General features: G+C 47.0%; 19 protein-coding genes. 11 read left to right on the top strand and 8 right to left on the bottom strand.

Annotated elements, in window-relative coordinates; genetic code table 11:
* Positions 1–208 precede the first annotated feature (208 nt).
* Together AC438_RS15260 and AC438_RS15265 are read right to left on the bottom strand one after the other, a co-directional pair.
* The gene (locus tag AC438_RS15260) at positions 209–2,494 is read right to left on the bottom strand and encodes a hypothetical protein (RefSeq protein ID WP_053982128.1); all 2,286 of its coding nucleotides are present in this window, start codon (positions 2,492–2,494) and stop codon (positions 209–211) included.
* Between the two features lie 139 nt (positions 2,495–2,633).
* A complete protein-coding gene (locus AC438_RS15265; RefSeq protein ID WP_053982145.1) occupies positions 2,634–3,854 on the bottom strand; it encodes a TerD family protein in 1,221 nt (406 codons plus the stop codon).
* A 361-nt stretch (positions 3,855–4,215) separates the two neighbouring features.
* Between AC438_RS15265 and glyQ the strand changes: the two genes are divergently transcribed.
* The 5 genes from glyQ to AC438_RS15290 all read left to right on the top strand — a co-directional run bounded on the left by glyQ (position 4,216) and on the right by AC438_RS15290 (position 9,779).
* Entirely contained in the window at positions 4,216–5,187 is a 972-nt protein-coding gene (glyQ, locus tag AC438_RS15270; protein WP_156317109.1) for a glycine--tRNA ligase subunit alpha, read from the top strand.
* Positions 5,187–7,265 carry a glycine--tRNA ligase subunit beta gene (glyS, locus tag AC438_RS15275; protein ID WP_053982130.1) on the top strand — a complete coding sequence of 693 codons (2,079 nt, stop codon included), beginning with the start codon at positions 5,187–5,189 and terminating at the stop codon, positions 7,263–7,265. Before glyQ ends, glyS begins: the two co-directional genes overlap by 1 nt.
* A 267-nt stretch (positions 7,266–7,532) precedes the next feature.
* Entirely contained in the window at positions 7,533–8,255 is a 723-nt protein-coding gene (locus AC438_RS15280; protein ID WP_053982131.1) for a lysophospholipid acyltransferase family protein, read from the top strand.
* A gap of 185 nt (positions 8,256–8,440) precedes the next feature.
* Positions 8,441–8,860 carry a DUF6524 family protein gene (locus tag AC438_RS15285; protein WP_053982132.1) on the top strand — a complete coding sequence of 140 codons (420 nt, stop codon included), beginning with the start codon at positions 8,441–8,443 and terminating at the stop codon, positions 8,858–8,860.
* Positions 8,861–8,933: 73 nt separating this feature from the next.
* Positions 8,934–9,779 carry a glycosyltransferase family 2 protein gene (locus tag AC438_RS15290; protein WP_053982133.1) on the top strand — a complete coding sequence of 282 codons (846 nt, stop codon included), beginning with the start codon at positions 8,934–8,936 and terminating at the stop codon, positions 9,777–9,779.
* Between the two features lie 19 nt (positions 9,780–9,798).
* Here the strand turns inward: AC438_RS15290 and AC438_RS15295 are convergent, their stop codons facing one another.
* Entirely contained in the window at positions 9,799–11,037 is a 1,239-nt protein-coding gene (locus tag AC438_RS15295; RefSeq protein WP_053982134.1) for a zinc-binding metallopeptidase family protein, read from the bottom strand.
* A gap of 811 nt (positions 11,038–11,848) precedes the next feature.
* Here AC438_RS15295 and AC438_RS15300 point away from each other — a divergent pair.
* Positions 11,849–12,775, top strand: coding sequence for a branched-chain amino acid transaminase (locus AC438_RS15300; RefSeq protein ID WP_053982135.1), 927 nt, complete (start codon positions 11,849–11,851; stop codon positions 12,773–12,775).
* A gap of 200 nt (positions 12,776–12,975) precedes the next feature.
* On the top strand, positions 12,976–14,157 hold the full coding sequence (locus AC438_RS15305) for a DM13 domain-containing protein (protein WP_053982136.1): 1,182 nt from the start codon (positions 12,976–12,978) through the stop codon (positions 14,155–14,157).
* Positions 14,158–14,263: 106 nt separating this feature from the next.
* On the opposite strand, the gene AC438_RS17110 is transcribed toward AC438_RS15305, so the two are convergent.
* From AC438_RS17110 to AC438_RS15320, 4 genes are all read right to left on the bottom strand, one after another.
* Entirely contained in the window at positions 14,264–14,401 is a 138-nt protein-coding gene (locus AC438_RS17110; protein ID WP_172676733.1) for a hypothetical protein, read from the bottom strand.
* 60 nt (positions 14,402–14,461) lie between these two features.
* Positions 14,462–14,644 carry a hypothetical protein gene (locus AC438_RS15310; protein ID WP_053982146.1) on the bottom strand — a complete coding sequence of 61 codons (183 nt, stop codon included), beginning with the start codon at positions 14,642–14,644 and terminating at the stop codon, positions 14,462–14,464.
* 269 nt (positions 14,645–14,913) lie between these two features.
* Positions 14,914–16,263, bottom strand: coding sequence for a glutathione-disulfide reductase (gene gorA / locus AC438_RS15315; protein ID WP_053982137.1), 1,350 nt, complete (start codon positions 16,261–16,263; stop codon positions 14,914–14,916).
* A gap of 129 nt (positions 16,264–16,392) precedes the next feature.
* Positions 16,393–16,920 carry a peroxiredoxin gene (locus AC438_RS15320; protein WP_338011131.1) on the bottom strand — a complete coding sequence of 176 codons (528 nt, stop codon included), beginning with the start codon at positions 16,918–16,920 and terminating at the stop codon, positions 16,393–16,395.
* Positions 16,921–17,340: 420 nt separating this feature from the next.
* Here AC438_RS15320 and AC438_RS15325 point away from each other — a divergent pair, with 420 nt between their 5' ends.
* From AC438_RS15325 to AC438_RS15340, 3 genes are all read left to right on the top strand, one after another.
* Positions 17,341–18,372, top strand: coding sequence for a hypothetical protein (locus tag AC438_RS15325; protein WP_053982139.1), 1,032 nt, complete (start codon positions 17,341–17,343; stop codon positions 18,370–18,372).
* 411 nt (positions 18,373–18,783) lie between these two features.
* Positions 18,784–20,913 (top strand): DUF1592 domain-containing protein, encoded by a 2,130-nt coding sequence (locus AC438_RS15335; protein WP_082354214.1) that lies wholly within the window; start codon positions 18,784–18,786, stop codon positions 20,911–20,913.
* A gap of 11 nt (positions 20,914–20,924) precedes the next feature.
* On the top strand, positions 20,925–22,298 hold the full coding sequence (locus tag AC438_RS15340; RefSeq protein ID WP_053982142.1) for a DUF1552 domain-containing protein: 1,374 nt from the start codon (positions 20,925–20,927) through the stop codon (positions 22,296–22,298).
* A gap of 146 nt (positions 22,299–22,444) precedes the next feature.
* On the opposite strand, the gene glnE is transcribed toward AC438_RS15340, so the two are convergent.
* The gene (gene glnE, locus AC438_RS15345) at positions 22,445–25,393 is read right to left on the bottom strand and encodes a bifunctional [glutamate--ammonia ligase]-adenylyl-L-tyrosine phosphorylase/[glutamate--ammonia-ligase] adenylyltransferase (RefSeq protein WP_053982143.1); all 2,949 of its coding nucleotides are present in this window, start codon (positions 25,391–25,393) and stop codon (positions 22,445–22,447) included.
* Positions 25,394–25,474: 81 nt separating this feature from the next.
* Between glnE and AC438_RS15350 the strand changes: the two genes are divergently transcribed.
* Positions 25,475–25,789, top strand: a 315-nt coding sequence (locus AC438_RS15350) for a toprim domain-containing protein (RefSeq protein WP_053982144.1), incomplete at its 3' end; no start/stop codon positions are given.

Consider the following 25,789-nt stretch of genomic DNA (forward strand, 5'->3'; position numbering starts at 1 on the left):
GGCCCAAATAACGTATTACTCAAAAAATATTTTACCTATTCAGAGGTCCGGAAATCGGGCGCTAATGAATCATTGACTGGGCCGTTCAAGCCATCCATGGTCGCTATATAAGCGCTCCCGGCGCTTAAATGCCTAGACAATAATCCATCAGCACCTTATCAGGTGAGGTTTGTCAGCTGAACTGAATAGTGACAAAATACTTTAATTTTTAATATACGGTAAATACGAGCTGGCGGTCGATGGCCGTCACCACAACAACAGGCTGTGCACCACCGCTGGGGCTGGCAATATCACTGTGTACAATATCAACACAGCTACCCTCAATGACTTGTGATTTTAGTGCGTTAAAATCAGTATCGTAATGGTGTAGCTCGCAACTATTGGCGGCCGTCACAATAGTGACTAGCTCATTATTGGGTAACCAAACAGCATTGTGAAATGGCGCGACTTTATGTTGAGACACTAGCGTTGTCAACTCAGCCCCTAGTGATGGCCTCGGCGGTATAACAATAAAGTCATCACTGGGCTCGATTGTAGGCGCTGCTGCGGGCTCTATGTCGAGATCACCTAAACGATAAATATCACCTGTACGTGTTGCAATAAGCTCCGACGATGGCGTTAAAAATAATGGCCAAGGTTCTTGGTTTTTATTATCGGCTTTAAAAGCTAAATTTTTAGCGATATGTAATTCCGCTGTTTTTGCGTCTTGCTTAAACACAGTGATAGGGCCATTGGCATGGCGATAAAATAAATGCTCTTGTGATGAATCTATAACGGCAGGAGTATTATCAAATAGGTATGAACCGGTAGCATATGCGAACAAACCAGGAGGGAAGGCCAACTTGGAATACAACTGCCCCTCGTAATCATAAAGCTGAGTATTCATTAATAAATAGTCGGCAACAGGGAGTATTTGAAAACGCTGATTATCATGCGATAAATCACCTGCCGATAAGTATTCTTGCTGTAACGTATTTGCCGCACTATCAATCGCTACGCGAGTATATTCATAACCTTCTATATAGTAATCATTAAGAATCGGCTTTTGGTCTGCTCTAAAATAAAAAGTATTTTGATGTGCCGCGTAAGTGACCTCGCTCCACGCTTTACGAAAGGTGCCCAGCCAATTGGGTTCGAATACGATGGGCTCTATATAAGCTTTTTCTGTCGCTGACCAGCGATGAATCACTTGCTGGTCTGTCCCTATCACGTACACCAATCCGTTTTTGTCTATCTCAATTGCGGCTGTTACATGACTGAGCGGCGGCGCTAGTGCTATTGGCGACTTATTAACAGCTGGTGTCGTTTGCGAACCCGTAAAGGCATGGCTGGTAAGCCCAGTGAGTTCGGTGTTGGTGAGTACAGTATATTGCTCATCAGCGCCCAACAATTTTAAATAGCGGCCGTCAAATTCGCGCGTACCCAAATAAACAAAGTCAGTACTCCAGCGCTCAATGATTGTTTTTTGGTCGCTCGCTTTAACCACTAGCATTTGATCGCTTGGTGTCCACACAACATCGACTACGGGCTTATCAAGCATTGGGACAATGGCGGCTTGTGTATTGGCTTGCCTATAAAAAGACTGGGCAGCAAGCATAAGCCCATCTTGGCTACTTTTACCCCACTGCAACTTAGGCCAAGTTAAAACATAACGCTTAGCCGTATGGGTATCATCAGGAGAAGATAGAGGAGCGCTCACATCGGGTGGCGGTGCGGTGGCGGTGCTAACAGGCTTTGTGATACGCGGGTAAAGCGTATGCTGGGTATATTTTACCTGTTCAGAAGACGCACTACCCTCAAGCTCTAATGTGATGGCGTATAAGTTGCTCCCCTCTATCGCACGGCCTAATAACTGGCCATTAAGCGCTTGTCCATATGGCATAACCGCTTCGGTTGTACTGCTGGTTGAGGTAGGAATAGACAGCACCGTGCTGCCATCACTTAAGTCAAAATAATACGGGTGAAGCAAGGTCTGGTTTGCTGACTGGATGGGCGTCACAACCAACAAGCCGTTATGAATAAATAGCTGATCAGCATTGATCGGTGTATTGGCAAAAGGTTGCTCGCCTTGCGCGGCAGTAATACGGCTAATACTGCCGTCACTATAAGCGGCATACACGACTTGTGAACTTTCATCCGCGGCGACTGCTACGGGTTTTTTACTGGAGTCAATAGGAATAGGTGATAAAAACTGGTTGGCGCTCCCTTTAAAAGGCAGTATTTGATGGCTCAGTGGCAGATAGATAAACGCGGTATCTTGCCCTTGTACAGCGAGCACTGACGCTTTTTGCTGCTCAATTAATGTCCAATAACACGTATCACCATTGCCATCGCTGGCCTTATGGCAAAGCGGGTCATTCGGGTAAGCATCGGCGTTATCAGCAATGATATCGGTAGTGGCATCGGTATTTTGCACAGGCAAGGGGGCACCGTCACAACCCACTAATGCCATACCTGCTATGCACAGGCTACCCCAGTAACTTAATTTAAACATCCTAGTATCCTTTTTAATAGCTATTTGTCATCGCGCAACACTCACTAGAGCTAGTCTATATAAGTGGTGTAATTTTGCTCAAAATACCATACCCAATAATAGAAGACCATGCTTTATCCAAGTGATTAGCGCTGGTATTTTATTTAGAACCGGCCCGCCAATTTAAGCCCCAGCGATAAGCCTTATCCATTTCTTGATGCCCCTTAAAGTAACGTATCTCGCGGTTAACTTGTAAAGCGCCATTGAGGTTTTCTAATAATACAACCGCGCACATACGCATGGCATTAGCGCCCTGTGTCATAGGAATCTCCAACGGTGGTTCATTAGGGACATGAATCGTAATGACACCATCGGTTGCCGCCCAGTTAGGTGTACCCTCATAAATAAAAGCAAAAATTAAAATTCGCTTAAAGCTTGCCCACTGCTCGCCATTAATATGCAACCACTCACCATCACCCACTGCACCGGTGCGATCATCGCCTTTAAGCTCAATAAAGGGGTCGCTGTGTAAAGCACCAAAACGATTACCCAGTGCCTGAATAACATTGGTTGTGCCGTCATGTTGCTCATATAAGCAACCCACATCCAAATCAACCCCTTTATTGGCGCTACTCGCACCGCCGAATAAACCGCCCAAAAAACCACCACCCTGAGGCGCTGGTGCGGGCCGACGATTCCAATTTAAATTAATACGAATCTCACCAAAACCTTCTGTCTTTTTTTCTAGGCTTACACGCGGCCGGGCTTTATCTAATGTCACCTTACTTAAAGAGACAGGCTTATTAACCGGTACTGGGCTAGATACTGGCGCAGCAGCAGGGCTTGGCGCATCATCAATATCCACACCAAAATGCTCCGCCAACGGTTTTAAGCCGCCGGCAAACCCTTGCCCTACCGCCCGAAACTTCCACTGATCGTGCCGTCGATATAACTCGCCCAAAATCAATGCCGACTCCACCCTGCCGCGCGCCGGTAAGGTCGCCTGCAAAAACGTATCACCGGCGGTATTTTTAACCATAATTTGCAGGTGATTAAATGCGCTAAAATTGGTGCGATTTTCATGAATAGTCGCGGTAAAGGCAATCTTTTCGGTACCGTCTAATAGTGCGGGCAAATGGATATTAAATTGGGCACGCTCTGCTTGCTTAGCCAAAAATTTAACACTGCCATTACCCGGGCAAGGCTGGCCATAAAAAACCATGTCCTCATCACCACGTACTTTGCCAGCGGCAGTCAATACAAAGGCCGATACATCAACGTCCACGCCACTTATTTGAGCAGGAGACAGTGCAACTTCAATATGCAGCGTTTCAAAGGGCACCGGGCAATTTGCCCCCGGCACTAATTGTGCTATAGCCATGCGCTTTTCCGTTAGGTGATTACTAAAAGGTTGATTATATACCGCTGCGGTATACATCACATATTGCGCTTCGGGTTATACCATCGAACAAATACTTACGGTAATTACACCGTCACGCATAATAGCCTGCGCTAGGCATCGCATATTTTCAGAGTGGATATAGAGAATATGGATAATAACAGGGGCTTGGTATCCTTACGTACCTACTACCAAGCCAATTAGCCAAGCGCTTGGCTAAATTCCACGCTAATACCATCGATAGCCCAGCCATAACAGGCAAATCCCTCTAACACCTCCATAGCACCACAAAACCCGCTATAATCACTGCCTTTTGTTTTTACCTCATAAGCTAGGTGATATTGTGACTTCTACTTCGGCAAACCCCGCCGCCAACCCCGCGGCAACTTTTCAAGGCTTGATTTTAGCTCTGCAAACCTATTGGGCAGAGCAAGGCTGTACGTTAATGCAACCGCTTGATATGGAAGTCGGCGCGGGTACTTTTCACCCCGCCACTTTTTTGCGTGCTATAGGGCCAGAAACCTGGAATGCCGCTTACGTGCAGCCATGCCGTCGCCCCACCGATGGCCGCTACGGCGAGAACCCCAACCGCTTACAGCATTACTACCAATTTCAAGTGATCCTCAAGCCTTCGCCTAGCAACATTCAAGAGTTGTACTTAGGTAGCCTACAAAAGCTCGGTATTGATACCACCGTGCACGATATACGCTTTGTAGAAGATAACTGGGAGTCTCCTACCTTAGGTGCTTGGGGCTTAGGCTGGGAAGTATGGCTTAACGGTATGGAAGTGACCCAATTTACCTACTTCCAGCAAGTCGGTGGCCTAGAGTGCTACCCGGTGAGCGGCGAGATTACCTATGGCCTAGAGCGCTTAGCCATGTACTTACAAAATGTTGACTCTATTTATGACTTGGTATGGACCATTGGCCCTGATGGCACGCCTGTGACTTATGGTGATGTATTCCATCAAAACGAAGTGGAGATGAGCGATTACAACTTTAACCACGCCAATGTTGATGCATTGTTTGCCACCTTTGATGAGTGCGAAGCGCAATCGAGCCAGCTCATTAAAGCCGGCTTACCGCTGCCCGCTTATGAAATGGTAATGAAAGCCTCACACGCTTTTAATTTATTAGATGCTCGCTCAGCGATATCGGTCACCGAGCGCCAGCGTTATATTTTACGCGTACGTACGCTAGCACGCGACGTAGCCAGTGCTTACTTACAAGCACGCGCTAAACTTGGTTTCCCTTTGGCACCTGCCGATCTTCGTGAAGAAACCTTAAACAAATTAGCCGCCGAGGACAAAGCCTAATGAGCCACGCATTTTTAGTAGAATTAGGTACCGAAGAGCTACCCCCCATTGCTTTAAAAAGCCTAAGCAAAGCATTCACACAAAGCATATTGGCCGGCCTAAAAACCGCCAAAATCAGCTTTACCAGCCACACTCCTTTTGCTGCACCGCGCCGTTTAGCGCTGTTAATTGAAGGATTACCGGTAAGTACTCCGCTCGAAACCATCACCGCGTGGGGCCCGCCGACCCGTGTTGCTTTTAAAGACGGTGCGCCCACTAAAGCGGCCGAAGCCTTTGCCAAAAAGAACGGTCTAGACGTCAATCATTTACCCACCGGCATCGATGGCAAAGAAGAAAAACTCATGCACACCAGCCAAAATGGTGGCGAACCGACTGCCGAGTTAATGCCGGCATTAGTCGAAAAAGCCCTCGCTAGCTTGCCAATTAGCAAGCGCATGCGTTGGGGTGCTAGCCGCACCGAATTTGTACGCCCAGTACAGTGGCTTGCGATGTTGTGGGATGACGCTGTGATTCCAGCCAGCATTTTAGGGTTATCGTCGGGTAATACCAGCCGCGGCCATCGCTTTCATGCTAACCGCGAGTTAACACTCACTCATGCCGCGCACTATGCCAATATACTGCGTGAAGGCTACGTGATGGCTAGCTTTGATGAACGCAAAGCCCTTATTGCAGAGCAAGCCAAAGCCGAAGGTGAAAAGCTAGGCGGTGTGGCGGTAATTGATGCCGACCTATTAGACGAAGTCACAGCGCTTAACGAATGGCCTGTGGCCTTAGCGGGCAGCTTTGATACCGACTTTTTGCAAATCCCTGCTGAGGCGCTGATCTCTTCGATGGCTGAGCATCAAAAGTATTTTCATGTTGTTGATAGCACCGGCCAATTGATGCCCAACTTTATTACGGTCGCCAACATCGAAAGTAAAGACCCCGCACAGGTGATTGCCGGTAACGAAAAAGTGATTCGCCCACGCTTAGCCGATGCCGTCTTCTTTTTTGAAACCGACAAAAAAGCTAGCCAAACCAGCCGCCGCGAAAAGCTCCGCACCGTCACTTTCCAGGGTAAGCTTGGCAGTGTGTTTGATAAAACCGAACGCATTGCAGGCCTAGCCACTTTTATAGCCGAGCAACTTGGTTTTGACGCTACCTTAGCGCAGCGCGCAGGTGAGCTCAGTAAAGCCGACCTGGTCAGTAATATGGTGTACGAATTTACCGATTTACAGGGCATTGCTGGCGAATACTACGCCGTCAACGATGGCGAGCCCACCGAAATCGCTAAAGCCATGAGCGAGCAATACTTGCCCAAGTTTGCAGGCGACGCTTTACCCAGCACTAATACCGGCGCACTCATCGCCCTAGCTGACCGCATTGATACCATTGCTGGTATTTTTGGCTTAGGCCAAATACCCACCGGAAGTAAAGACCCTTTTGGCTTGCGCCGTGCCAGTATTGCAGTGCTGCGTATTTTGGTCGAAAAGGGCTATGCGCTCGACCTTAAAGCGTTACTCGAAAAAGCCGTTAGTCAATACAATGCTGCTATTGATGGCGGATTACCCAAAGGCGATGCCGCCGTAGGCTTGGCATTAGAGTATATGCTTGAGCGCTTTAAAGCGTGGTATGGCGAAGCGGGCATTCCGGCCGAAGTCTTCCAAGCGGTTAATGCCAAAGGCTTAAGTGTGCCGTTAGATATTGATAACCGTGTAAAAGCGGTTGATGCCTTCCGTCAATTGGCCGAGGCACCCGCGCTCGCCGAAGCCAACAAGCGCGTTGCGAATATCCTCGCCAAAAACGGCGCTCAAGCTGGCGACGTCAAGGCAGCATTACTCGAGCAAGCACAAGAGCAAACCCTCGCAGCAGAAGTTGCTAGCTTAACAGCCGAAGTCGCTCCCCTCTTTGCCAAAGCCGATTACACCACGGCTTTGCAAACATTAGCGCGCCTACAAAAGCCTGTTGATGCGTTTTTTACCGATGTCATGGTAATGACCGAAGACGAAGCTGTACGCAACAACCGCTTAGCATTACTTCAACAATTAAGTAGTCTGTTTGGCAAAGTGGCTGATATTTCTTGCTTAGTTGTTAAGTAGCAACATGGTTAAATTAAGTAGCGACGTGGTGAAATAAAGCCGCTATTAAGTCGCCATATTATTAAGTGATGAAGCGCTAAGTCCACTTAACGTGGTATTTATTCAATACGGTACCCATAACGACTAAGACGATAGCGCTTTAAGATAACGCTTTTGACAGACTCCACCGGCAAGAGGCCGGTGCAGAGCCTACATGGATGTAAACGGCGCGCCAGCCAAAAGGGTTATTCGCCGTAAAATCCGCACCCGCTAAACAAAGGACCCATCATGCTCGCGTTAATTCGCTCATTTATTTTCACTCTTATCGGTACTGTACTCACGGTTGTGTACGGCACCATATCCCTCTTGCTGGGTGGCTTACCACAAGTCACACGTCATCGTATTATTATTAGCTGGTGCAACTTGATCATTGGCCTTGCACGCTGGGTATGCGGTGTAAAATACGAGGTGGTAGGCCGTGAGCATCTTAAAAACCTAGACGGCCCTGTGGTGGTAATGTCCAAACATCAAAGTACCTGGGAAACCCTATACTTACAAATACTCTTCTTTCCTGCCTCAACAATCTTAAAAAAATCATTATTAGACATCCCGTTTTTTGGTTGGGGTTTACGTGGTTTGCGCCCCATTGGTATTGATCGCGACAACCCGCGCGATGCATTGCGGCAGGTAAAATCGGGGGGCGTACAAGGTATATACGACGGCTTAAATGTCATTATCTTCCCAGAGGGTACACGCATGAAACAAGGCGAACGCGGTAAGTACGCCCGTAGCGGCGCCGAAATTGCTGTGACCAGTGGTGCCAAGGTAATACCCATTGCTATGAACGCTGGCGTGTACTGGCCCAATAAAGAGTTTACAAAATACCCCGGCACCATTCGCTTGGTTATTGGTGAGCCGATCATCACCACAGATAAAACCAGCCGTGAAGTAACCATCGAAGTTGAGCAGTGGATTGAACATCAAATGGCCTCCATGCCCACTCAACGCTAAGAAGCGACAGTTTTGCGTTTATTGGGCATGTGTTCATATAATAAAGTGCAGACTTGAGCCTTTTTTAATAGGTCACTATTGAGAAGTACCGACATTCGACACTAATAAATACTTATCTTTAATTTTACCTATTGTCACTGCGCGCTTTTTAGTGGCACTTTTTTGACTTTACCTTAGGGGTTTATATGCAAGAGCTCACTTGGCTACGCTTTTCAATTCGGTTATTTTTTGCCTTTACTTTAGTCTTTGCCACATTTAACCCTAGCGGTTACTCGTACTTTCATTGGGTCAAAGCCACTTTACCCACTTTTACACCTTATATTGCTTTAGCCGGCATTGCATTAGTGATTGGTTGGGCCATGTTTATTCGCGCTACTATTCGCTCGCTAGGCCCTATTGGCGTTATCCTCGCGGCATTACTACAAGGCTGTTTGGTGTGGTTGTTTATCGACTTGGGCTGGTTTGATTGGCAAAACATTAGCTTAATGGCATGGGTGGGTTTATCAATTACCGCCATCATTTTGGCCTTAGGCATGAGCTGGTCATACATTCGCCGTCGCCTAAGTGGCCAAATTGATACTGACGATGTAGCAGACGATAATTAAATCGTCTTCGTAGGCGGCTGCGATAACCCGTATTCTTGCTTTGATGTGATTTTCTTTTTTTGATGAGTTTTTTATGAAAGTATCTGTTATTTTTTCTACTTACAATTCGGTTGAATGGCTGCAAAAAGTATTATGGGGCTTTGCATATCAAACACATAAAGATTTTGAAATTATTATTGCTGACGATGGCTCAACCCCCGAAACCGCCGAACTGATTAAAACCCAAAGCAAGGCTTTGGGTTTAGAGATTAAACATGTGTGGCAAGAAGATGAGGGCTTTCAAAAATGCCGCATTTTAAATAAAGCCATACTCCATGCGCAGGCGCCTTATATAGTCTTTACCGATGGCGATTGTATACCGCGCAATGACTTTTTAGCCGTACATGTTCAAGAGGCAAAACCCGGCCGTTACCTTTCGGGCAGTTATTATAAATTGCCTATGGACACCAGCCACAGCATTACCCAAGAAGATATCAAAACTCAACGCTGTTTTGATGTGAAGTGGTTATATCAAAACGGTCTACCCAAAACCCGTAAAACATTAAAGCTGCGCGCCTCTCAAAAATGGGCTCCATTACTTAACGCCCTGACACCCACGGCCTGCAATTTAAAAGGCTCCAATGCCTCTGCATGGCGACAAGATATTCTGGACGTTAATGGTTTTGATGAGCGCATGCAATGGGGCGGCCTAGACCGTGAGTTTGGCGTACGCCTTGCCAACAATGGCATCAAACCTAAGCATGTACGCTACAACGCCATTTGCGTACACTTAGACCACTCGCGTGGCTACAAAGACCCTAAAATGGTTGCCGCTAACAAAGCCCTACGCGTCGCTAATGCCAAAAACAAAGTCACATGGACAGACCATGGTATTCAACAATTACACGATATCGGCTACACGGTCGAACCCAGCCTTTAGCTGATGGCGTGACACATCATTACCCCCGCCCCAAGTCCAAAATAATATCGTGCACCAATCTGAGTTTTTCTTTGACGGTGTGCGAAATCACAAAAGGGTAGGTGTCAGGCATGCCCATACTGCGACTTAAACCGTTAAGTACAAACGTTAATGAATACCACATTTCAAACAGCTTATCGAAGTTTTCGCGGTGGCTCATCGATGACTTGGTACGACGGGTTTTACCTTTAGTTGATGGGGATTTTACCGCTAAATCATAGGCAGCGGCCGTCTCTAAAGTATCTAACATGTGTAAATAATGCGCCCATGTTTCGGCCCAATCTTCCCACGGGTGCATAGTGGCATAAGCGCTAATATAATGATCGCTCCAGTTAGCTGGAGCGCCCTCTTCATAGTGACGAGTAATCGCCTCTTGGTAGCTCACTTGTTCATCACCAAAAACAGCGCGCGCTTTTGGTAACCACTTAGCCGAAGGCAATACCAGTAACTCCCAATAATAATGCCCGCATTCGTGGCGTAAATGCCCCAGTACTGTTCGGTACACCTCGCCTAGCTTTTCGCGGGCATTTTCGCGAAAGGCATGATTCGCCTCCGCCATATTTAGCGTAATAACACCTGATGCATGCCCGGTATACACCGGGTTTTCCGCTGTCGATTCCTCAAACCGAAACGCCAGCCCAAGGTTAGCGTTTTGCTCGCGCGATTGCACCGGCAGGCCCAAGCCAATCAATGTATATAACAACCGTCTTTTAGCCGACTCTACCCGCACCCATTGCTTGCGGCGACTCTCATCAGGCATAGGCGGTAACACTTCAGTTAAACGGCAAGACACACAAAAATCATGGGGCTGCTCAGCAGGAATCACCCAATTACAGGCATTTAACTGGGTAGCATTACTGCAAAGCCGGTACTGCGGCCCTGTTGGATCACTCACATCAACATAATGTACGGCGGCAGTCTTGGCCGGAGCCTCACCAGCAGGCCTGTGCTCGCGAACCGCTGGCTTTTGATGGCTCGTATTTTGATCAATAACGCTTAGATTAACAGCGCTTGAGGTCATAGGGTTCTGCATAACGGCTGGCTGGCCAATGGACTTATGCGCCGCTGGTACATTTGCAGCCGGCACTTGGCTTACCTGCCGGAGTGTGAGCATGTCGCCTTCTTCAATCGAAAAACCTAATAAATGACCACAGCGAATACAGCTATTGTTTTCAAAAAAAAGAAGGTGTGCACATTCGTCGCATTTAAATGTTTGCATGGTTGTACTCTAATGACTCAGTAAAGTACTGAGCGGTGCAATGGTTGATGCTATAAAAATATTAAGAACCTACACTAGGCCGCAAAAAAGAAACCTAAAAGGTAGCGCAGCCTAACACAGCCGCAACATCAATGAACAAGGTAATTTTATTAAACTGCGTCGCCTAGATAAGCCTGTTTTGGGGCGTTAGCAAGATTGACCATTTTTGAGTGTCTTGTATTTCAGCAGCTAACGAATCACTAAAAATTACTCGCGTTATAGGGTACTGGTGAATTATTTTTGGGCATTTAAGCGCGAGCTATAATAGGTGTGTACCTAACAGAATTTCTGATCAGCTACAGCTACCGGCGCGGATTCTCCTATCATACGGCTGTCAGCTGCATAAGCAAAACACCTACAGGCCTTCTTGTGCACTGTAAGCTCGACAGACCAAGGCGGGCCAAACCACACCTGCCTTGTCGCCTTGCGCTGCAACACCCTACCTCATATTGCGCAACAGCCTGCTTCTGAGCTTCTGCATAGCTACCACCTATCGGATATTTATGGTTCAATAGCGTGACGTAAATTAGCCGCTGCAGTTGCTACTTTTTGAATGACCTTCAAAGCAAAACTGCCCATCTTGCGGCCAACTTAGCCCCACAAGCAGCTAAGATAATGTAAAGCGATAAGGCAAGCAAAGCCCACAAAGACTTTTGCCCCCGCATACAATAATTTTACCCCTAGCCAAGCCTTCTCGGCCACAGGCCCTAGCGCTTGACTAAACTAGCGGGTAACCTAATTTTATTTTTCAGTTGACTGTGAGTGTATGACTATGAATTTTGCTGACCGCGATGGCGTAATTTGGTTTGATGGGAAAATGGTACCTTGGCGCGATGCTAAGATCCACGTGCTCACACACACCTTGCACTACGGCATGGGCGTATTTGAAGGCGTGCGTGCCTACCATGCAGGCGATAAAGGCAGCTGCATTTTTAAGCTACAAGAGCATACCGACCGTTTATTCCGCTCGGCCCACATTATGCGTATTGATATACCCTTTAGCAAAGAAGCGCTTAACGAAGCGCAACGTGCTGTAGTGCGTGAAAATAATTTGGATGAAGCCTACTTACGCCCTATGGTGTTTTTAGGCAGCGAGGGTATGGGTTTGCGCGCTGATGCACTCAAAGTCCATGCTATTGTGGCGGCATGGGAATGGCCTTCGTATATGTCACCTGAAGCAAAAGAAAACGGCATTAAGATTCGCACCTCTAGCTACACCCGCCACCATGTGAATATTACGATGTGTAAAGCCAAAGCCAACGGCAATTACATTAATAGTATGCTGGCACTACGTGAAGCACTTGATAGTGGCTGCGAAGAGGCACTATTACTTGATAATGAAGGTTATGTCGCCGAAGGCAGTGGTGAAAACTTTTTTATGGTGCGCGATGGTATTATTTACACGCCCGAGCTTACCAGCTGCCTCGACGGTATTACGCGTAAAACAATCTTCCAATTAGCGGCAGATTGCAATTACGAAATCCGCGAAAAACGCATCACCCGCGACGAAGTGTATGTTGCCGATGAAGCCTTTTTTACCGGGACCGCCGCTGAAGTTTTACCCATCCGTGAATACGATGGTCGAGTCATTGGCGAAGGTAAACGCGGCCCCATCACCACACGATTACAAGATTTATACTTTAAAGCCGTAAAGGGTCAATTGCCCGAGCATACCGATTGGCTTGCGCCTATTCAGTGAGCATCGACTCGATAAGTGTCTATTATGAAGTCGGTCAGCCGTTTCATCAGTCAAAAAACCACTCATCGAGTGGTTTTTCTCCGTTATAAACCCACTTAACAACGCCAGTGATTACCCGCTAAATGTTATCAATTTGTGATCACTTCACCGCTTAGGCTCGCTAGTATCTGCATCTACTCATCTCTTTTGTAGGTATCACTATGCTGCGTACACTCTGGACTCAAGCACTTATCACTACCGTTGTAATCACAAGTTTTACATTGTCTGGCTGTAGTGCGAGCTCAACACCTAGCACCACATCATCCTCTTCAAGCCAACCTGTAGAACCTAGCTTGAGCGACACAGGTCGAGCCATCTATGAAAAACCTTTAGGCGGCAGCCGTTTTGCTTGTGCCGATTGCCACGCACTGGATGAAAATGCAGATCAACTCGATGATAAAGGCTTTCGCCGAGCCGGCCATCCCATTGGTGATGCACTACGTCGCCCGCACTTTAAAAATACACAGCTCACCGCATTTGTTGACGCCGCAAATAGCTGCTTAGACGAATGGATGGGGACCACCATTACCTGGAACAACAATACAGAAGAGTACTTAGCCCTTGCTGCGTACTTAACCGCTAATGATACTGGCACAGGCGATGCACCTGCGCTATCGTTCACGCTCAAACCCACCGGTGTACCCAGCGAGCAAGGCAGCGTAGCCGCTGGCGCCGCAGCCTTCAACAAAACCTGCGCTGTTTGCCACGGCAAAGACGGAGTATGGGATAACAACCCACTCGGCATCGATATACGCTACATTACCGATAGCGCAGCCGATGCCGCCGCCGTAGCTCGTAAAGTACGACGCAGTGGCAGCAGCGATAGCCCTGTATACCAAGATTTGGTTGGCGGCATTATGCCTTTTTGGTCTGCCGAGCGCTTAACCGATCAAGAGCTTGCCGACATTACTGCATTCCTTGCCAGCACGCGTATTGACGCAGAACCAACAACACCCACTACACCCCCGACTACCGGCAGCACTTGCGACGCTACAAGTGCCCGTATTGGGCAAACTGCCGAGCTACGCACTCTCCAACATGGGGTATCGGGTACCGCCACCATCGTCGATGACTGTACAATTAAAATCAGTAACTTTAACTATGATGGCCAAGGGGTTGATGTTGAATTTTACGCATCTGCTAACATTGCTGAGTTTGCCAACAACAACGGCAGCTACTACTCCATCACACCCAACCGTAACTTTTTACGTCAGTCACAGCCTTATGTTAACGAAGAAGTCATCATTACATTACCCGCAGGTAGAACACTCGATACCATCGGTGCAATTAGCTTATGGTGCGTTGATTTTGATATTGATTTTGGAAGTGGTAGCTTTCAATAGCTATACATACAAAGCATCAAAAAGCCCCGAATACTTAGCGTAAGTATTCGGGGCTTTTTGATGACTATTTACAGCCGGCACATAGCATTCAGAGCTGGTGCTTTAATTAAGCCGCTTTTTTAAGGGCTTTTTTCAATGACTTAAGCTTACCTTCTTGCTTGGCAACTTTAGCCTTACGCGCTTTGATTTCTTTTTTGATGGCTTTAACTTTTTTAGATACGGTTTTAGATGCTGCTTTAGACATAATAATCTCCAGTAATAAAATTGAATACACCCTGCACCCAGTCAAAAGGATCATTGCGATTTATTCGTGCTCTTTGTGAAATGCGCGTATAAAACGCCTTATTTCGCGTGCAGCACTGGTATCGAGTGACTCGCACAAAGCCACAAAATCATCGCGCTCTTGCGCATTGATACGAATAATCAGCTGGCTATCTTTTTTACCCTGCTTTTTAACAGGCGGTTTTTTGGGTGCTGAGTGAGTCATAACACTACCTAATTCTATCGTTATTGAATCGTACGTATTAACAGGAACAGGCAGTTTAACATTACACACTATCTTATCTTGCACTGGCGAGGTCAGCGTCGCCGTGTCTATGCAATGTATATACAAAATATATACATTAGGTAAAGACCTGTCAAATGACAGTTTTATGACAAAGGCAAAGCTTTTTAACAAAAAAGGCACACACCGCATGCGCCGTGTGTGCCTTTTTTGTAGGCTGCGTGAATGTAATTATTCACAAATGCACATCCTTAAACGGGCGTACGCATAGTCACAAACTCTTCAGCGGCGGTAGGATGAATACCAATAGTGGCATCAAATACCGCTTTAGTAGCACCCGCTTTAATCGCAATCGCTAAGCCTTGCATAATTTCACCCGCATCTGGGCCAACCATATGAGCGCCCAAAATTTTATCGGTATCGCCATCGACTAATAACTTCATTAAAGTGCGCTCATCGGAGCCACTAATGGTGTGCTTAAGCGCGCGGAACTCGCTACGGTACTTTTGTACATTGGTGTATTTTGCACGGGCTTGCTCTTCGCTCATGCCGACAGTGCCAATATTGGGCTGGCAGAATACCGCCGTTGCAATATTGCTGTAATCTAATTCACAAGGTTGACCATTGTATAAATGACGGGCTAATGTCATACCCTCTTCTAAGGCCACCGGGGTAAGTTCCATACCGCCAATCACATCACCTACAGCATAAATACTAGGAATATTGGTTTGGAAGGTGTCATTGACTTTAAGATGGCCACTTTTGGCTTGCTCAAGCGTTATGCCATCGGCTAGTAAATTCGTAAGGTGTGGTTTACGACCCGTGGCATACAACACGGCATCGGCATTCATTGTGGTGCCATTATTCAGGCTCAACTCTAGAGTACCGTCGTCTAGCTTTTTAATGGCTGTCACATCGGTATTAAACTGAATATTCACGCCTTGCTTAGCTATCTCTTGTGCCGCAAATTGACGGACCTCCTCATCAAAGCCGCGCAAAAATAAATCGCCACGGTAAAGCTGAGTAACATTTGCGCCTAGGCCATTAAAAATGCCTGCAAATTCAACCGCAATATAACCGCCACCCACAACAACAATATTGTTAGGGAAGCTGTCCAAGTCAAAAATTTCATTCGAGCTGACAGCATGCTCACGACCCGGAATCTCTGGTACAAAAGGCCAACCGCCTACAGCGACTAAAATGCGCTCGGCAGTATACTCGGTGCCGTTCACTTCAACGGTATTAACACCGACAATTTTACCGCGACCATTGAGCACCTCGACATTAGCATTGCCCAGTAGCGAATCATAAATACCATTAAGGCGGCTTATTTCGGTGGTTTTGTTATCGCGTAGTGTTGCCCAATTAAAACTCGGGGCTTCGGTATTCCAACCAAAGCCTTTCGCATTTTTAACTTGCTTAGAATATTCCGCCGCATACACATACAGCTTTTTAGGTACGCAACCCACATTTACACAGGTGCCACCCATATAACGGTCTTCGCAAATGGCGACTTTTGCACCAAAGCCAGCCGACATACGCGCCGCGCGCACACCGCCAGAGCCAGCACCTATTACAAATAAGTCGTAGTCGTATTTCATGGATATCCTATTATTTAAGTTGTTTATTCTTGGGCTGCTACAGTACACACACCAGTCACAAAAAAGGCGCACTGGGCGCCTTTTAGATAACCTTTTTACACAAAAGTTTAATGTATTAAGCCGCTTCGCTTAACCTTTTAAGTAAGCCAACATCGTGCCAGCATCACTCACTTCAAAGGGGTCTTCTGGGCAATTATCCATTAAACCTGGCTCTACGAATTGCGCCTTAATTTCACCATCAACAACATGCATGCTGTAGCGCCATGAGCGACTACCAAAGCCAAGGTTATCTTTTTTAACGAGCATACCCATTAAACGAGTAAAGTCACCATTGCCATCAGGCAGCATTTTAATGTTGCTCACTTCTAAGCGCTGACTCCATTGGTACATGGTAAAAGCATCGTTTACGCTCAAGCAATAAATGTCATCAATGCCCTGCGCTTTAAACTCTTCAAATTTAGCTTCGTAGCCGGGCAAGTGAGTGCTTGAGCACGTTGGTGTAAACGCACCTGGCAACGCAACGATAACGACACTCTTGCCTTTAAAAATGTCGTCGCTAGTCACATCTTGCCAGCGAAAAGGGTTATCGCCTGCAATACTTGCATCGCGAACGCGGGTTTTAAAAGTAACATTGGGTATAGTTTGAATGCTCATCATTGCCTCCAAGGCGTTTAATATGACAGGTGGGTCGATCTAAGATATGACAATAGATTAGCAGCAATCTCAAAAACATCAAAATCAATTGAATTAATTGTTTTGATAGTATTAAGCTATAAGTCAATAAATACCTCATCACTGCGGCTATCCATACCTACGGTAGATAGCGCCTTGAAGATTCAGGTACAGTTAAGTCGTGCACCGTAAACTACAAACCCTTTGGCGGTGATAACGAGCATAGTTATGGCCGCCATAATCGATAGCTACGAGATATTGTTGTAGCAAGCTAGAGATGTTGTAAAAGCCGCTGTTATAACGCGACCTACTCAGCATTATTGGCAGCTATACCACCCAAGTTACCGATGTATCGTGATTAAATAAAGTGGCACCTACAAGCCACATCCACCCAATAGGATCAACATGAAAAAAAACATCACTCAGTTAGCACTCGCTATCACAGCTGCCATGTCTATTACCGCCTGCGGCAGTAGCAGCAACGATAACAACTCAAAACCATCAGGGCCCATTACGAGTAACAATGCGCGCACTTATATCAACTTGGCGTTAACCGCATTGCCATCTCTATCTACAGCTCCCGCTGACTTTACCATGCCTGCCGATGTAGTCGCAGGTATGCCGATTGGTCACGGCAATATAACAACATCAGATGGCCAGTCCACTACCGGTAGTGATAACTCCACTATCTTAAAAAAATTATGTGAAGATGGTAGCGGTAAGCTTACTCAGACCACCTTGAAGACCACTGCCTTTGAAGTGACTGAAGGCGATTACGATCGTGAAGACTATGAAGCCTGCACTTTCGACAGCTTTGAGCATGACGGTTCGCTACAAATGATGGTCGATGTGCGAGAAGACTACGTGCGCATGGACGACTCTGAAGACCCTTTTACCGAATCTAAAACGGTGCGTATTTACAGCTATGATGGCTACACCGTGAACAATATTAGCTCAGACGATAATATTGCCGTTGATGGTGAACTCACTGTAGAGCAAGAAGTTGAATCGACTCCAGACTTTTTAGATCCCACTAAACGCAAGACTGTAACACTCACAAATATTACAGCAGATCTTTACAGTATTAATATCGATGTTGTAGATCAACCTAACGTTCATTACACCTTTAAAGATTTCACCTTTGCTGCCGATGAAGACAGCTTAAAGCTCGATGGGAATGTTGTGGTTAAAAATGGTAATCAAGAATATACCTACACCGTTAAAACACCTGCGGCATTAAACGTCACCTATGCCGAGGAAGATGCCGACACCAACACTGTACGCGCCATTAACTCGTACAAAGGTAATATGGTCATTACAGAAGGCATTAGCACATTAAAAATAGTCTTTAACGGTGATAGTGCAGATATCTCACTCGATGTTGATAACGATGGAGCGATTGATCACACAGATACTGTGGCACTCACTGTCCAATAGTGTTTATTACAGGCCAATAGTGTTTATTACAGACACTAGCCCTTTTGAATTTGGTTTTACCAAATTCAAAAGATAAGGCACGCTAATCATCTTTTTTGGCGTGCCTTATCTTTTTTAAAATTGCCTTCGCTAATCTTTTAACACTGTATCAGCACATCCAAACACTGCATCAACACATCCATAAAAATATCCCCGACCTCTCGTCAATCATGCCTTAGTCTGCACTTTTCTCAGTCTGTGTGCTGTAGTTCGCAACCGCCTCAAAACTAGCGCACACCCCTACCATACTAAGTTGCACTCATGTGTAAAGCTGATAACTTGCAATAAAACACGCATTAATAATAAGCACAGATCACGCTCCCGCACGCCCTTTGCCTCGCCATTCACACGCGAGCCCTCTTGGAGATCAAAATGGTAAAACGACTCACTTTGGTACTGTCATCTCTTGCGCTTGCTGCATGCTCTGGAGGCGCTACGGATCACTCAGCCAATAGCGAGCGCTCTAGTACGCGTGATATATCATCCGCCGTTATTAGCTCAGCGGCACCCGCAAGTTCTTCAAGTGTCACCTTGAGTGCGTCGAGTGACTCGGTTAGTTCAGTGTTGGCCAGTACCAGCAGCTCACTCGCGTCGGCCAGCTCTTCTCGCCCAAGTACACCACCGAGTGGTAATTTTGATTTGGTCACAGGTAAAGGGCTTTACGAAACACACTGTTTGGAGTGTCACGGCGTTGTAGGCGCGGGCTCGATTAAAGTTCCTGTCCCCATTAAAGCCATTGGTTATGCCGGTTTAATGGCGCGTGCCGATGGCGGCAACATGCCCACAGGCACCGGGCCTTTAACTGGCGCCGAGTATTCACCCGAGCAATGCGTAGGCGATTGTGCGCATCAAGTGGCAGGTTATATTACCAATAACTTCCCAGGTGCCCTTGATACCGGCGAAAATAGCGAGCTAGGTTTTAACGGATGTAGCACAGCCGAAGGCGCACCCGCCGCACGCGCCATGCGCTTGCTCACACGCCGCGAATACGAAAACAGTATTAATGATATTTTTGGTTTTGATATGGACTTAACAGTCAGCTTCTCGCCCGAGGGCCGAGACCACGGCTTCACCAACAATGCCGATATCGCACAAGTAACCGCACGCCATCTCGACAATTATTACAGTGCAGCATCACGTGTGACAGGCGCGGTGCAAGAGGGCCTTACTTCGGGTAAGTTAGGCCGCGTACTCGGCTGTTCTGGCGACTTAAAGTGTGTCGTTAAATTTATTGATGAATTTGGCCCGCGTATTTTCCGCCGCCCCCTCACCGCAGAAGAAAAAGCCGAATACTTCAAATTTTTTAGAGCCCTCGTACCCGCCAATGAGGCAGATGGCTATCTCAATCATTCACAACACGCCAAAGATGCCATTGGCGCAGGTTTACCTGCACTCCTCATGTCACCACACTTCCTCTATCGCACAGAGCTAGGTAAAAAAGAAGGCGATAACTATCGCCTCACCGATCACGAAATGGCCTCGCTGATTTCGTACACTTTTATTGGTTCAACCCCAGATGATGCCTTATTAGCCGCTGCCAACGCTGGCCAACTACGTACTAAAGCCCAATACAAGGCACACGCTGAACGCCTGTTGGGCACACAGCGCGGCCAAGATCAAATGGCTCACTTTGCCGTTGAATGGTGGGATTCAGGCCTAGAACTTATTGGCTCCAAAAACCCTGACTTTTATGCCAGCTACGACGCTAAAGTCATCCAATCAATGGTGGGGGAAATGAAAGCACTGTTCAAGCATGTGACCTTTGAGTCAACCGGTAAATTTGGCGAGCTCTATCAACCGGGTTACGCTATGCTCGATAAAACATTATCCGACTTTTACGGTGTAGGCTCAGTCACAAGCGATACCTTTACTAAAGTCATCAACAACCAACGCGGTGGTATTTTAAGCTTTGGCGCCATTGCCGCATCAAAAGCCAGCACCGAAGAATCATCACCGGTAAAGCGTGGCGTATTTGTACGCGAGCAGCTCATGTGCGATCCATTGCCACCCCTACCACGTGATGTCAATATTCCCAACCCCGATCTTGACCCCACCAAACCTATGCGTGCACGCTTTACCGAGCATTCAAGCAACGAAAACTGCTGGGCCTGTCATAAGTTTTTTGATGACATTGGCTTTGCTATGGAAGTCTTTGATGCCTCGGGCAAACATCGCGACCAAGAAATCATGTACAACTGGGACACCAAAGAAGAACTCAATCGCTTAGATATTTTAACTGCCGGTAAAGTCATTAATATTGATGGCGACGACGAGCACACCTTTGATGACCTCGATGGTTTAGCCGATATTATGACAAACGCCGACTCCTCTAAATCGTGTATGACCACACAGTACTACCGCTATGTAATGGGTTACACCCTAAGCGATGGCGATCAGTGCGCCATCGAAAACTTGAATAAAACCTTTGCAGACAGCCAGTTTGATATTCAAACACTACTCATCGGTATTACTCAGCTTGACTCTTTCTCATTGCGTAAATAAGGCGAACTATTATGAAAACACCTTTTAGAAACACCCGCCGTCGCTTTATTAAAAATGCACTCGTTGCAGGCACCATGTCACCTTTGGCTATGCGTATTGCGCAGCCCGTTTTAGCCGCTACCGGCGAAGACACTGCTAAAGTGGTCTTTATGTATATACCCGACGGTGTCTATGCTCCCAAAACGGCAAATGGCAGCACCGATGACAGCCAAGGCGCTTGGCACCCCACCGGTATAGGCGTTGATAGTGGTAACGGTTATGCCGTTACCACTAACCCCACCATGAACCAAATGACCAAAGCCTTTACACCCATTCAAGAGCACATAACCTTTTTACAAGGTTTAGATATGAAGCTCGGTGGCGGCTCGCATCAAGGCGGTTCACGCAAAGTATTAACTGGTAATGGTGGTGATTCGCTGGATGTCGTACTCAGTCGACAAGACAGCATTGGCGGTACAACACCAATCCGCAGTATTAACTTAGGCGCGATGGCCAACTTCCAAGCAGGCACAACCGACCATGTTCATTACTTAAATGGCCAATCCATCAAACCCGAAGATGACCCCATCTCGGCCTTTAACCGTGCTTATGGTTTAGGCGGTAGCGGTGTTTCTTACCCCGATGGCTTTGATCCACGCAAAAGTATTTTAGCGCGCAGCTTTAAAGAAGTTGAAGCGCTGATGAAAAATGATTTAGGCATGGATGAGCGCGTTAAACTTGCCACTCATATTGATGCCCTCAACGACATGCAGAAAAAACTCGATGGCGTAGCCGAACCCAATACTGGCAGCGGCAACTTATGCGAGGTTAGCACCTTCAACCCCAATCATATTGAAACCGCCAGCGGCGACGGCATATACCCACCCAAAATTCATTTAGATAATAACTTTGAAGACATCGCTAATTTACAAACCGATATTATTACGCGCTTATTAAGTTGTAATATGACTCGCGTTGCAGGCTTGCAAATGTCACACACCACCTCTAACTTCCGTGGGCATCACAGTATTTCGCACAACTTTAGCCAAGGCTGGATTGATTCACTCGATTTCTTTTACAGCTTTTTAATTAAAATGGTTAACCAAATGAAGGCCACCCCCGATGGCAGCGGCACGCTATTAGACAACACTTTAATTTATGTCTATAGCTGCTTAAGCGACGGCAAACTACACGACCACCGCGATATGCCCTTCTTCTTAATTGGTGGCCATAACTTTGGCATGAAAGGTAATCGTAAACTGCGTTACGACCTCAACGCAGAAGGCGACGGCCGCGGTGTCGACCATACTAAATTGTTAGTCAGTATTGCCAAGTACATGGGTCACGACATCGAAAGCTTTGGTACCAACGGCGTCACTGGCGAGCTACCCGGTATATTTGTGTAAGTAATACCCAGCACATAAAAGGCCTACTCTTGTAAAGGGATAGGCCTTTTTTATAGGTTGTAAAAAGGTTTTAAGTCATACTCCTTTTTACCTTTAGAATAGTGTCCTGCCTCTGCGCATACTGTACACAGAGGCATGCTAAAACATCACTCCAATAACCTTTGCCAAATCCCCTCCACGTCTTGCCTTAGCGCTTCAAGCCCAGCGCCCTCTATGGTATTACCTTGTTGCTGAAGAGCTAATTTATGGGTTTGGGCGCGCAGTGTTTTATAGGCTTCGGTTAATATTGTAATTTGCGCTGCATTAAGTAGTGCGCACTGGCCTACGGCTTCTAAAATACGAATATTATCTGAATACGCAACTAATGAAGGGTGTTGGTGGGCGTGGGCGAGGACGAGGTATTGCACAATAAATTCAATATCCACAATGCCACCGGCATCTTGTTTAATATTAAATAACCCGGCTTGCGCCTCTTTAGTTTTACTGCCAAGTTGGTTGCGCATTTTTTGGCGCATATCGATGACATCTTGCTTGAGCTTAGCCTGGTCGCGCACTTGGCAGAGCGTGGCTTGGCGTACCGCATTAAAGTGCTGGGCCAACTCGGTATCACCGGCCACCACGCGGGTGCGCACCAACGCTTGATGCTCCCATGTCCAAGCTTCGTTATTTTGATATTTGCTAAATGCACTGAGCGTGCTCACTAATAAGCCCGAATTACCCGATGGCCTTAAGCGCATATCCACTTCATACAATGTGCCCGATGGCATTTTAGTATCGAGTAATAAAATCATCTTTTGTGCCATACGCGTATAAAACGTGTGGTTGTCGAGCGAGCGCTGGCCCTCACTTATTTGGGTGTATTGCTGGGAGTCGGCATTGTGAATAAACACTAAATCTAAGTCGCTGCCGTGGCCTAGCTCTATACCACCAAGCTTACCGTAGCCCACCACTATAAAGTTAGGCTCTGTTTGGCCACCGGGTAAGCCGTGTTTACGGCTCATTTCCTCCCAAGCTAAATTCAGTGCATACGTCAAAATAACCTCGGCCAGCTCGGTAAGGTAGTCGCTGACTTTCATTAACGGCAATTTACCGGTGACCTCACACGCCGCGACTTTCAACCCATGGGCATGCCTAAAATAACGCAAAGCCTCCATTTGTTGCTCTAGGTCATCTTCGGGTATGCGCAAAATAGTTTGGGTAAGCTCTGCGCTCAGCTCATTTTTACTGGGTATTTGATAAAGATTGCTAGGGCTCAGTAGCTCATCTAATAGCGCTGGATATTCGGTCAAGCGCTCGGGAATCCAAGGGCTGGCTTCGCTTAAAATGACTAACTGCTCAAGCGCGGCGGGGTTTTCAATTAATAACAACACATAAGCACTGCGCCGCACAATCGCAATAATAAACGGCTGTAGGCGTTGCAATGTGGTGGCCGGTTGTGAGCGCTCACTGATTTTGCATAATAACAAAGGAATAAATTTATTAAGCCGCTGGCTGCCAGTTTTATCGACCGCCAATACCTGAGGGGCATGATGCAACGCGTGGAGAGTTTGCGCACTTTGCGCAGGCTCGTCAAAACGAATTCGCTCAAGCTGCTGCTGCAAAACGGCAAGATCACCCTCGGCCCATAAGCTTTGCCAATGCTGCTGTACGGCATTATTTTGGGGCTCTTCGGGTAATGCAATCACATTGGCAAACGACGTACTCACTTGCTGCATATGCTGCTCAAGTTGAGCGGTAAAACTCCCCCAGTCATCAAACCCCATCGCTTGAGCGAGCGCCCATTGTGCAGTTGGATCTTGGGGAATATCTTGTGTTTGTTGATCTTGCCAGGCTTGTATGGCGTGCTCGGTATTGCGTAAAAAGACGTAGTTTTGGCGCAACTGCTCGGCATTGTGTGCTGGCATAGCGCCAAGCGCCACCAGCCCTTGCAATGCTTGCATTAACGATGGCGTTTGCAATTGACTATCGCGACCACCACGAATTAACTGCTGGGCCTGCACAATAAATTCCACCTCACGTATGCCCCCCTCCCCTAGCTTTACATTGCCTTTTAAGCGGCGGCGCTTAACCTCTTGGCGAATACGAACTTTAAGATCGCGCAGCGCCTCAATCGCCGAAAAATCGACATATTTTCGATAAGTAAAACTGCGTAACAATTGCATAAGCTCTTGCTTTTCTGGTGTATACGCACTGCGGTTATCGCCAGCAGAGCAGGCCATTACACGCGCTTTAACCATGGCGTAACGCTCCCAGTCACGGCCTTGGGTGAGGTAATAATTTTCGAGGCTATCGAAGTTGCTCGCCAGCGCACCACTTTGGCCATAGGGGCGCAAACGCATATCCACACGAAACACAAAGCCTTCGATAGTTTGCGCATCGAGGCTTTTAATAAGCTTTTGCCCAAGCTGCGTAAAAAACTCCTGATGACTAATACTGCGCCCTGTAGGCTCGCTAGGCACGGTTTCACCCGAATGTGGGTAGGCAAAAATCAGGTCGATATCTGAACTTAAATTAAGCTCAAAAGCGCCCAATTTACCCATGCCTAATACCAACATAGGCATGGCTTGGCCCTGGGCATTTTGTGGGATACCACGTACTGCACATAAGGCATTATAGTGATAATTAAGCGTGTAATTAACAGCAACGTCGGCTAAATGGGTGAGTTCTTTCGTGATATCTAGCGTTGTGGCTAGGCGGTTTAAATCGCGCCAAATACTACGTACCATCATGGTATTGCGCCATAACCTGAGGCCTTTATCTAGCGCCAACGTATCACAGCCTTCAGGAATATAACGCTTAAGCGCGTGCTGATAATCATCGGCTTGCCATTGCTGGCTCAGCGACTCACTCAGTGTATTCAATAGCCCTATTTGCTGCTCGCTCAGTATTTGCGCTAGCGCAAATTGGCTACAACTTACCACCTTTTGCCACTGCTTAAGCCAAGCCGGTTGTGCAGCTAACGCGGTAAGCGCACTGGCATATTCGGCGGATAGACCTGCTAACCATTGCGCTACTTGTTGGTTGATCGCCTCTGCATGAGGCGTGCTTGGTGCTACACGTAAAATAGCGGTTAAAGCATTGTGAGTGTTTTCCATGTTTCTGCTCTTTTGTTCTTGCGCAAATATGCGAAAATTACTGTACACTTAAACAGCTTTTAACCGATAGCTGAGCGTAATATGAAACTCTACATCGCCGAAAAACCCAGTCTAGCACGTGCGCTAGCCAGTGCTTTACCTCAATCAAAAGGCGCCAAAGAAGATGGCTGTATTACGCTGGCCAATGGCGATGTGGTGAGCTGGTGCATTGGCCACCTACTGGAACTCGCTGAGCCCGAGCACTACAACCCTGACTATAAAAAGTGGCGGTTAGAGCACCTACCTATCGTACCGCAAGATTGGCACTACCAAGGTAAAACACAAACCCGCAAACAACTGAATATACTGGTTAAGCTTATCAAAAAAGCTAGCAGCCTTGTACATGTAGGCGACCCA

Origin of the sequence: Marinagarivorans algicola, assembly GCF_001292705.1 — a bacterium.
Classification (GTDB): Bacteria; Pseudomonadota; Gammaproteobacteria; order Pseudomonadales; family Cellvibrionaceae; genus Marinagarivorans; species Marinagarivorans algicola.

Excerpts from the sequence above, each read along its gene's own strand:
- AC438_RS15260 (WP_053982128.1), bottom strand. The coding sequence starts at position 2,494 with ATGTTTAAATTAAGTTACTGGGGTAGCCTGTGCATAGCAGGTATGGCA.
- AC438_RS15265 (WP_053982145.1), bottom strand. The coding sequence starts at position 3,854 with ATGGCTATAGCACAATTAGTGCCGGGGGCAAATTGCCCGGTGCCCTTT.
- glyS (WP_053982130.1), top strand. The coding sequence starts at position 5,187 with ATGAGCCACGCATTTTTAGTAGAATTAGGTACCGAAGAGCTACCCCCC.
- AC438_RS15280 (WP_053982131.1), top strand. The coding sequence starts at position 7,533 with ATGCTCGCGTTAATTCGCTCATTTATTTTCACTCTTATCGGTACTGTA.
- AC438_RS15285 (WP_053982132.1), top strand. The coding sequence starts at position 8,441 with ATGCAAGAGCTCACTTGGCTACGCTTTTCAATTCGGTTATTTTTTGCC.
- AC438_RS15290 (WP_053982133.1), top strand. The coding sequence starts at position 8,934 with ATGAAAGTATCTGTTATTTTTTCTACTTACAATTCGGTTGAATGGCTG.
- AC438_RS15295 (WP_053982134.1), bottom strand. The coding sequence starts at position 11,037 with ATGCAAACATTTAAATGCGACGAATGTGCACACCTTCTTTTTTTTGAA.
- AC438_RS15300 (WP_053982135.1), top strand. The coding sequence starts at position 11,849 with ATGAATTTTGCTGACCGCGATGGCGTAATTTGGTTTGATGGGAAAATG.
- AC438_RS15305 (WP_053982136.1), top strand. The coding sequence starts at position 12,976 with ATGCTGCGTACACTCTGGACTCAAGCACTTATCACTACCGTTGTAATC.
- AC438_RS17110 (WP_172676733.1), bottom strand. The coding sequence starts at position 14,401 with ATGTCTAAAGCAGCATCTAAAACCGTATCTAAAAAAGTTAAAGCCATC.
- AC438_RS15310 (WP_053982146.1), bottom strand. The coding sequence starts at position 14,644 with ATGACTCACTCAGCACCCAAAAAACCGCCTGTTAAAAAGCAGGGTAAA.
- gorA (WP_053982137.1), bottom strand. The coding sequence starts at position 16,263 with ATGAAATACGACTACGACTTATTTGTAATAGGTGCTGGCTCTGGCGGT.
- AC438_RS15320 (WP_338011131.1), bottom strand. The coding sequence starts at position 16,920 with ATGATGAGCATTCAAACTATACCCAATGTTACTTTTAAAACCCGCGTT.
- AC438_RS15325 (WP_053982139.1), top strand. The coding sequence starts at position 17,341 with ATGAAAAAAAACATCACTCAGTTAGCACTCGCTATCACAGCTGCCATG.
- AC438_RS15335 (WP_082354214.1), top strand. The coding sequence starts at position 18,784 with ATGGTAAAACGACTCACTTTGGTACTGTCATCTCTTGCGCTTGCTGCA.
- AC438_RS15340 (WP_053982142.1), top strand. The coding sequence starts at position 20,925 with ATGAAAACACCTTTTAGAAACACCCGCCGTCGCTTTATTAAAAATGCA.
- glnE (WP_053982143.1), bottom strand. The coding sequence starts at position 25,393 with ATGGAAAACACTCACAATGCTTTAACCGCTATTTTACGTGTAGCACCA.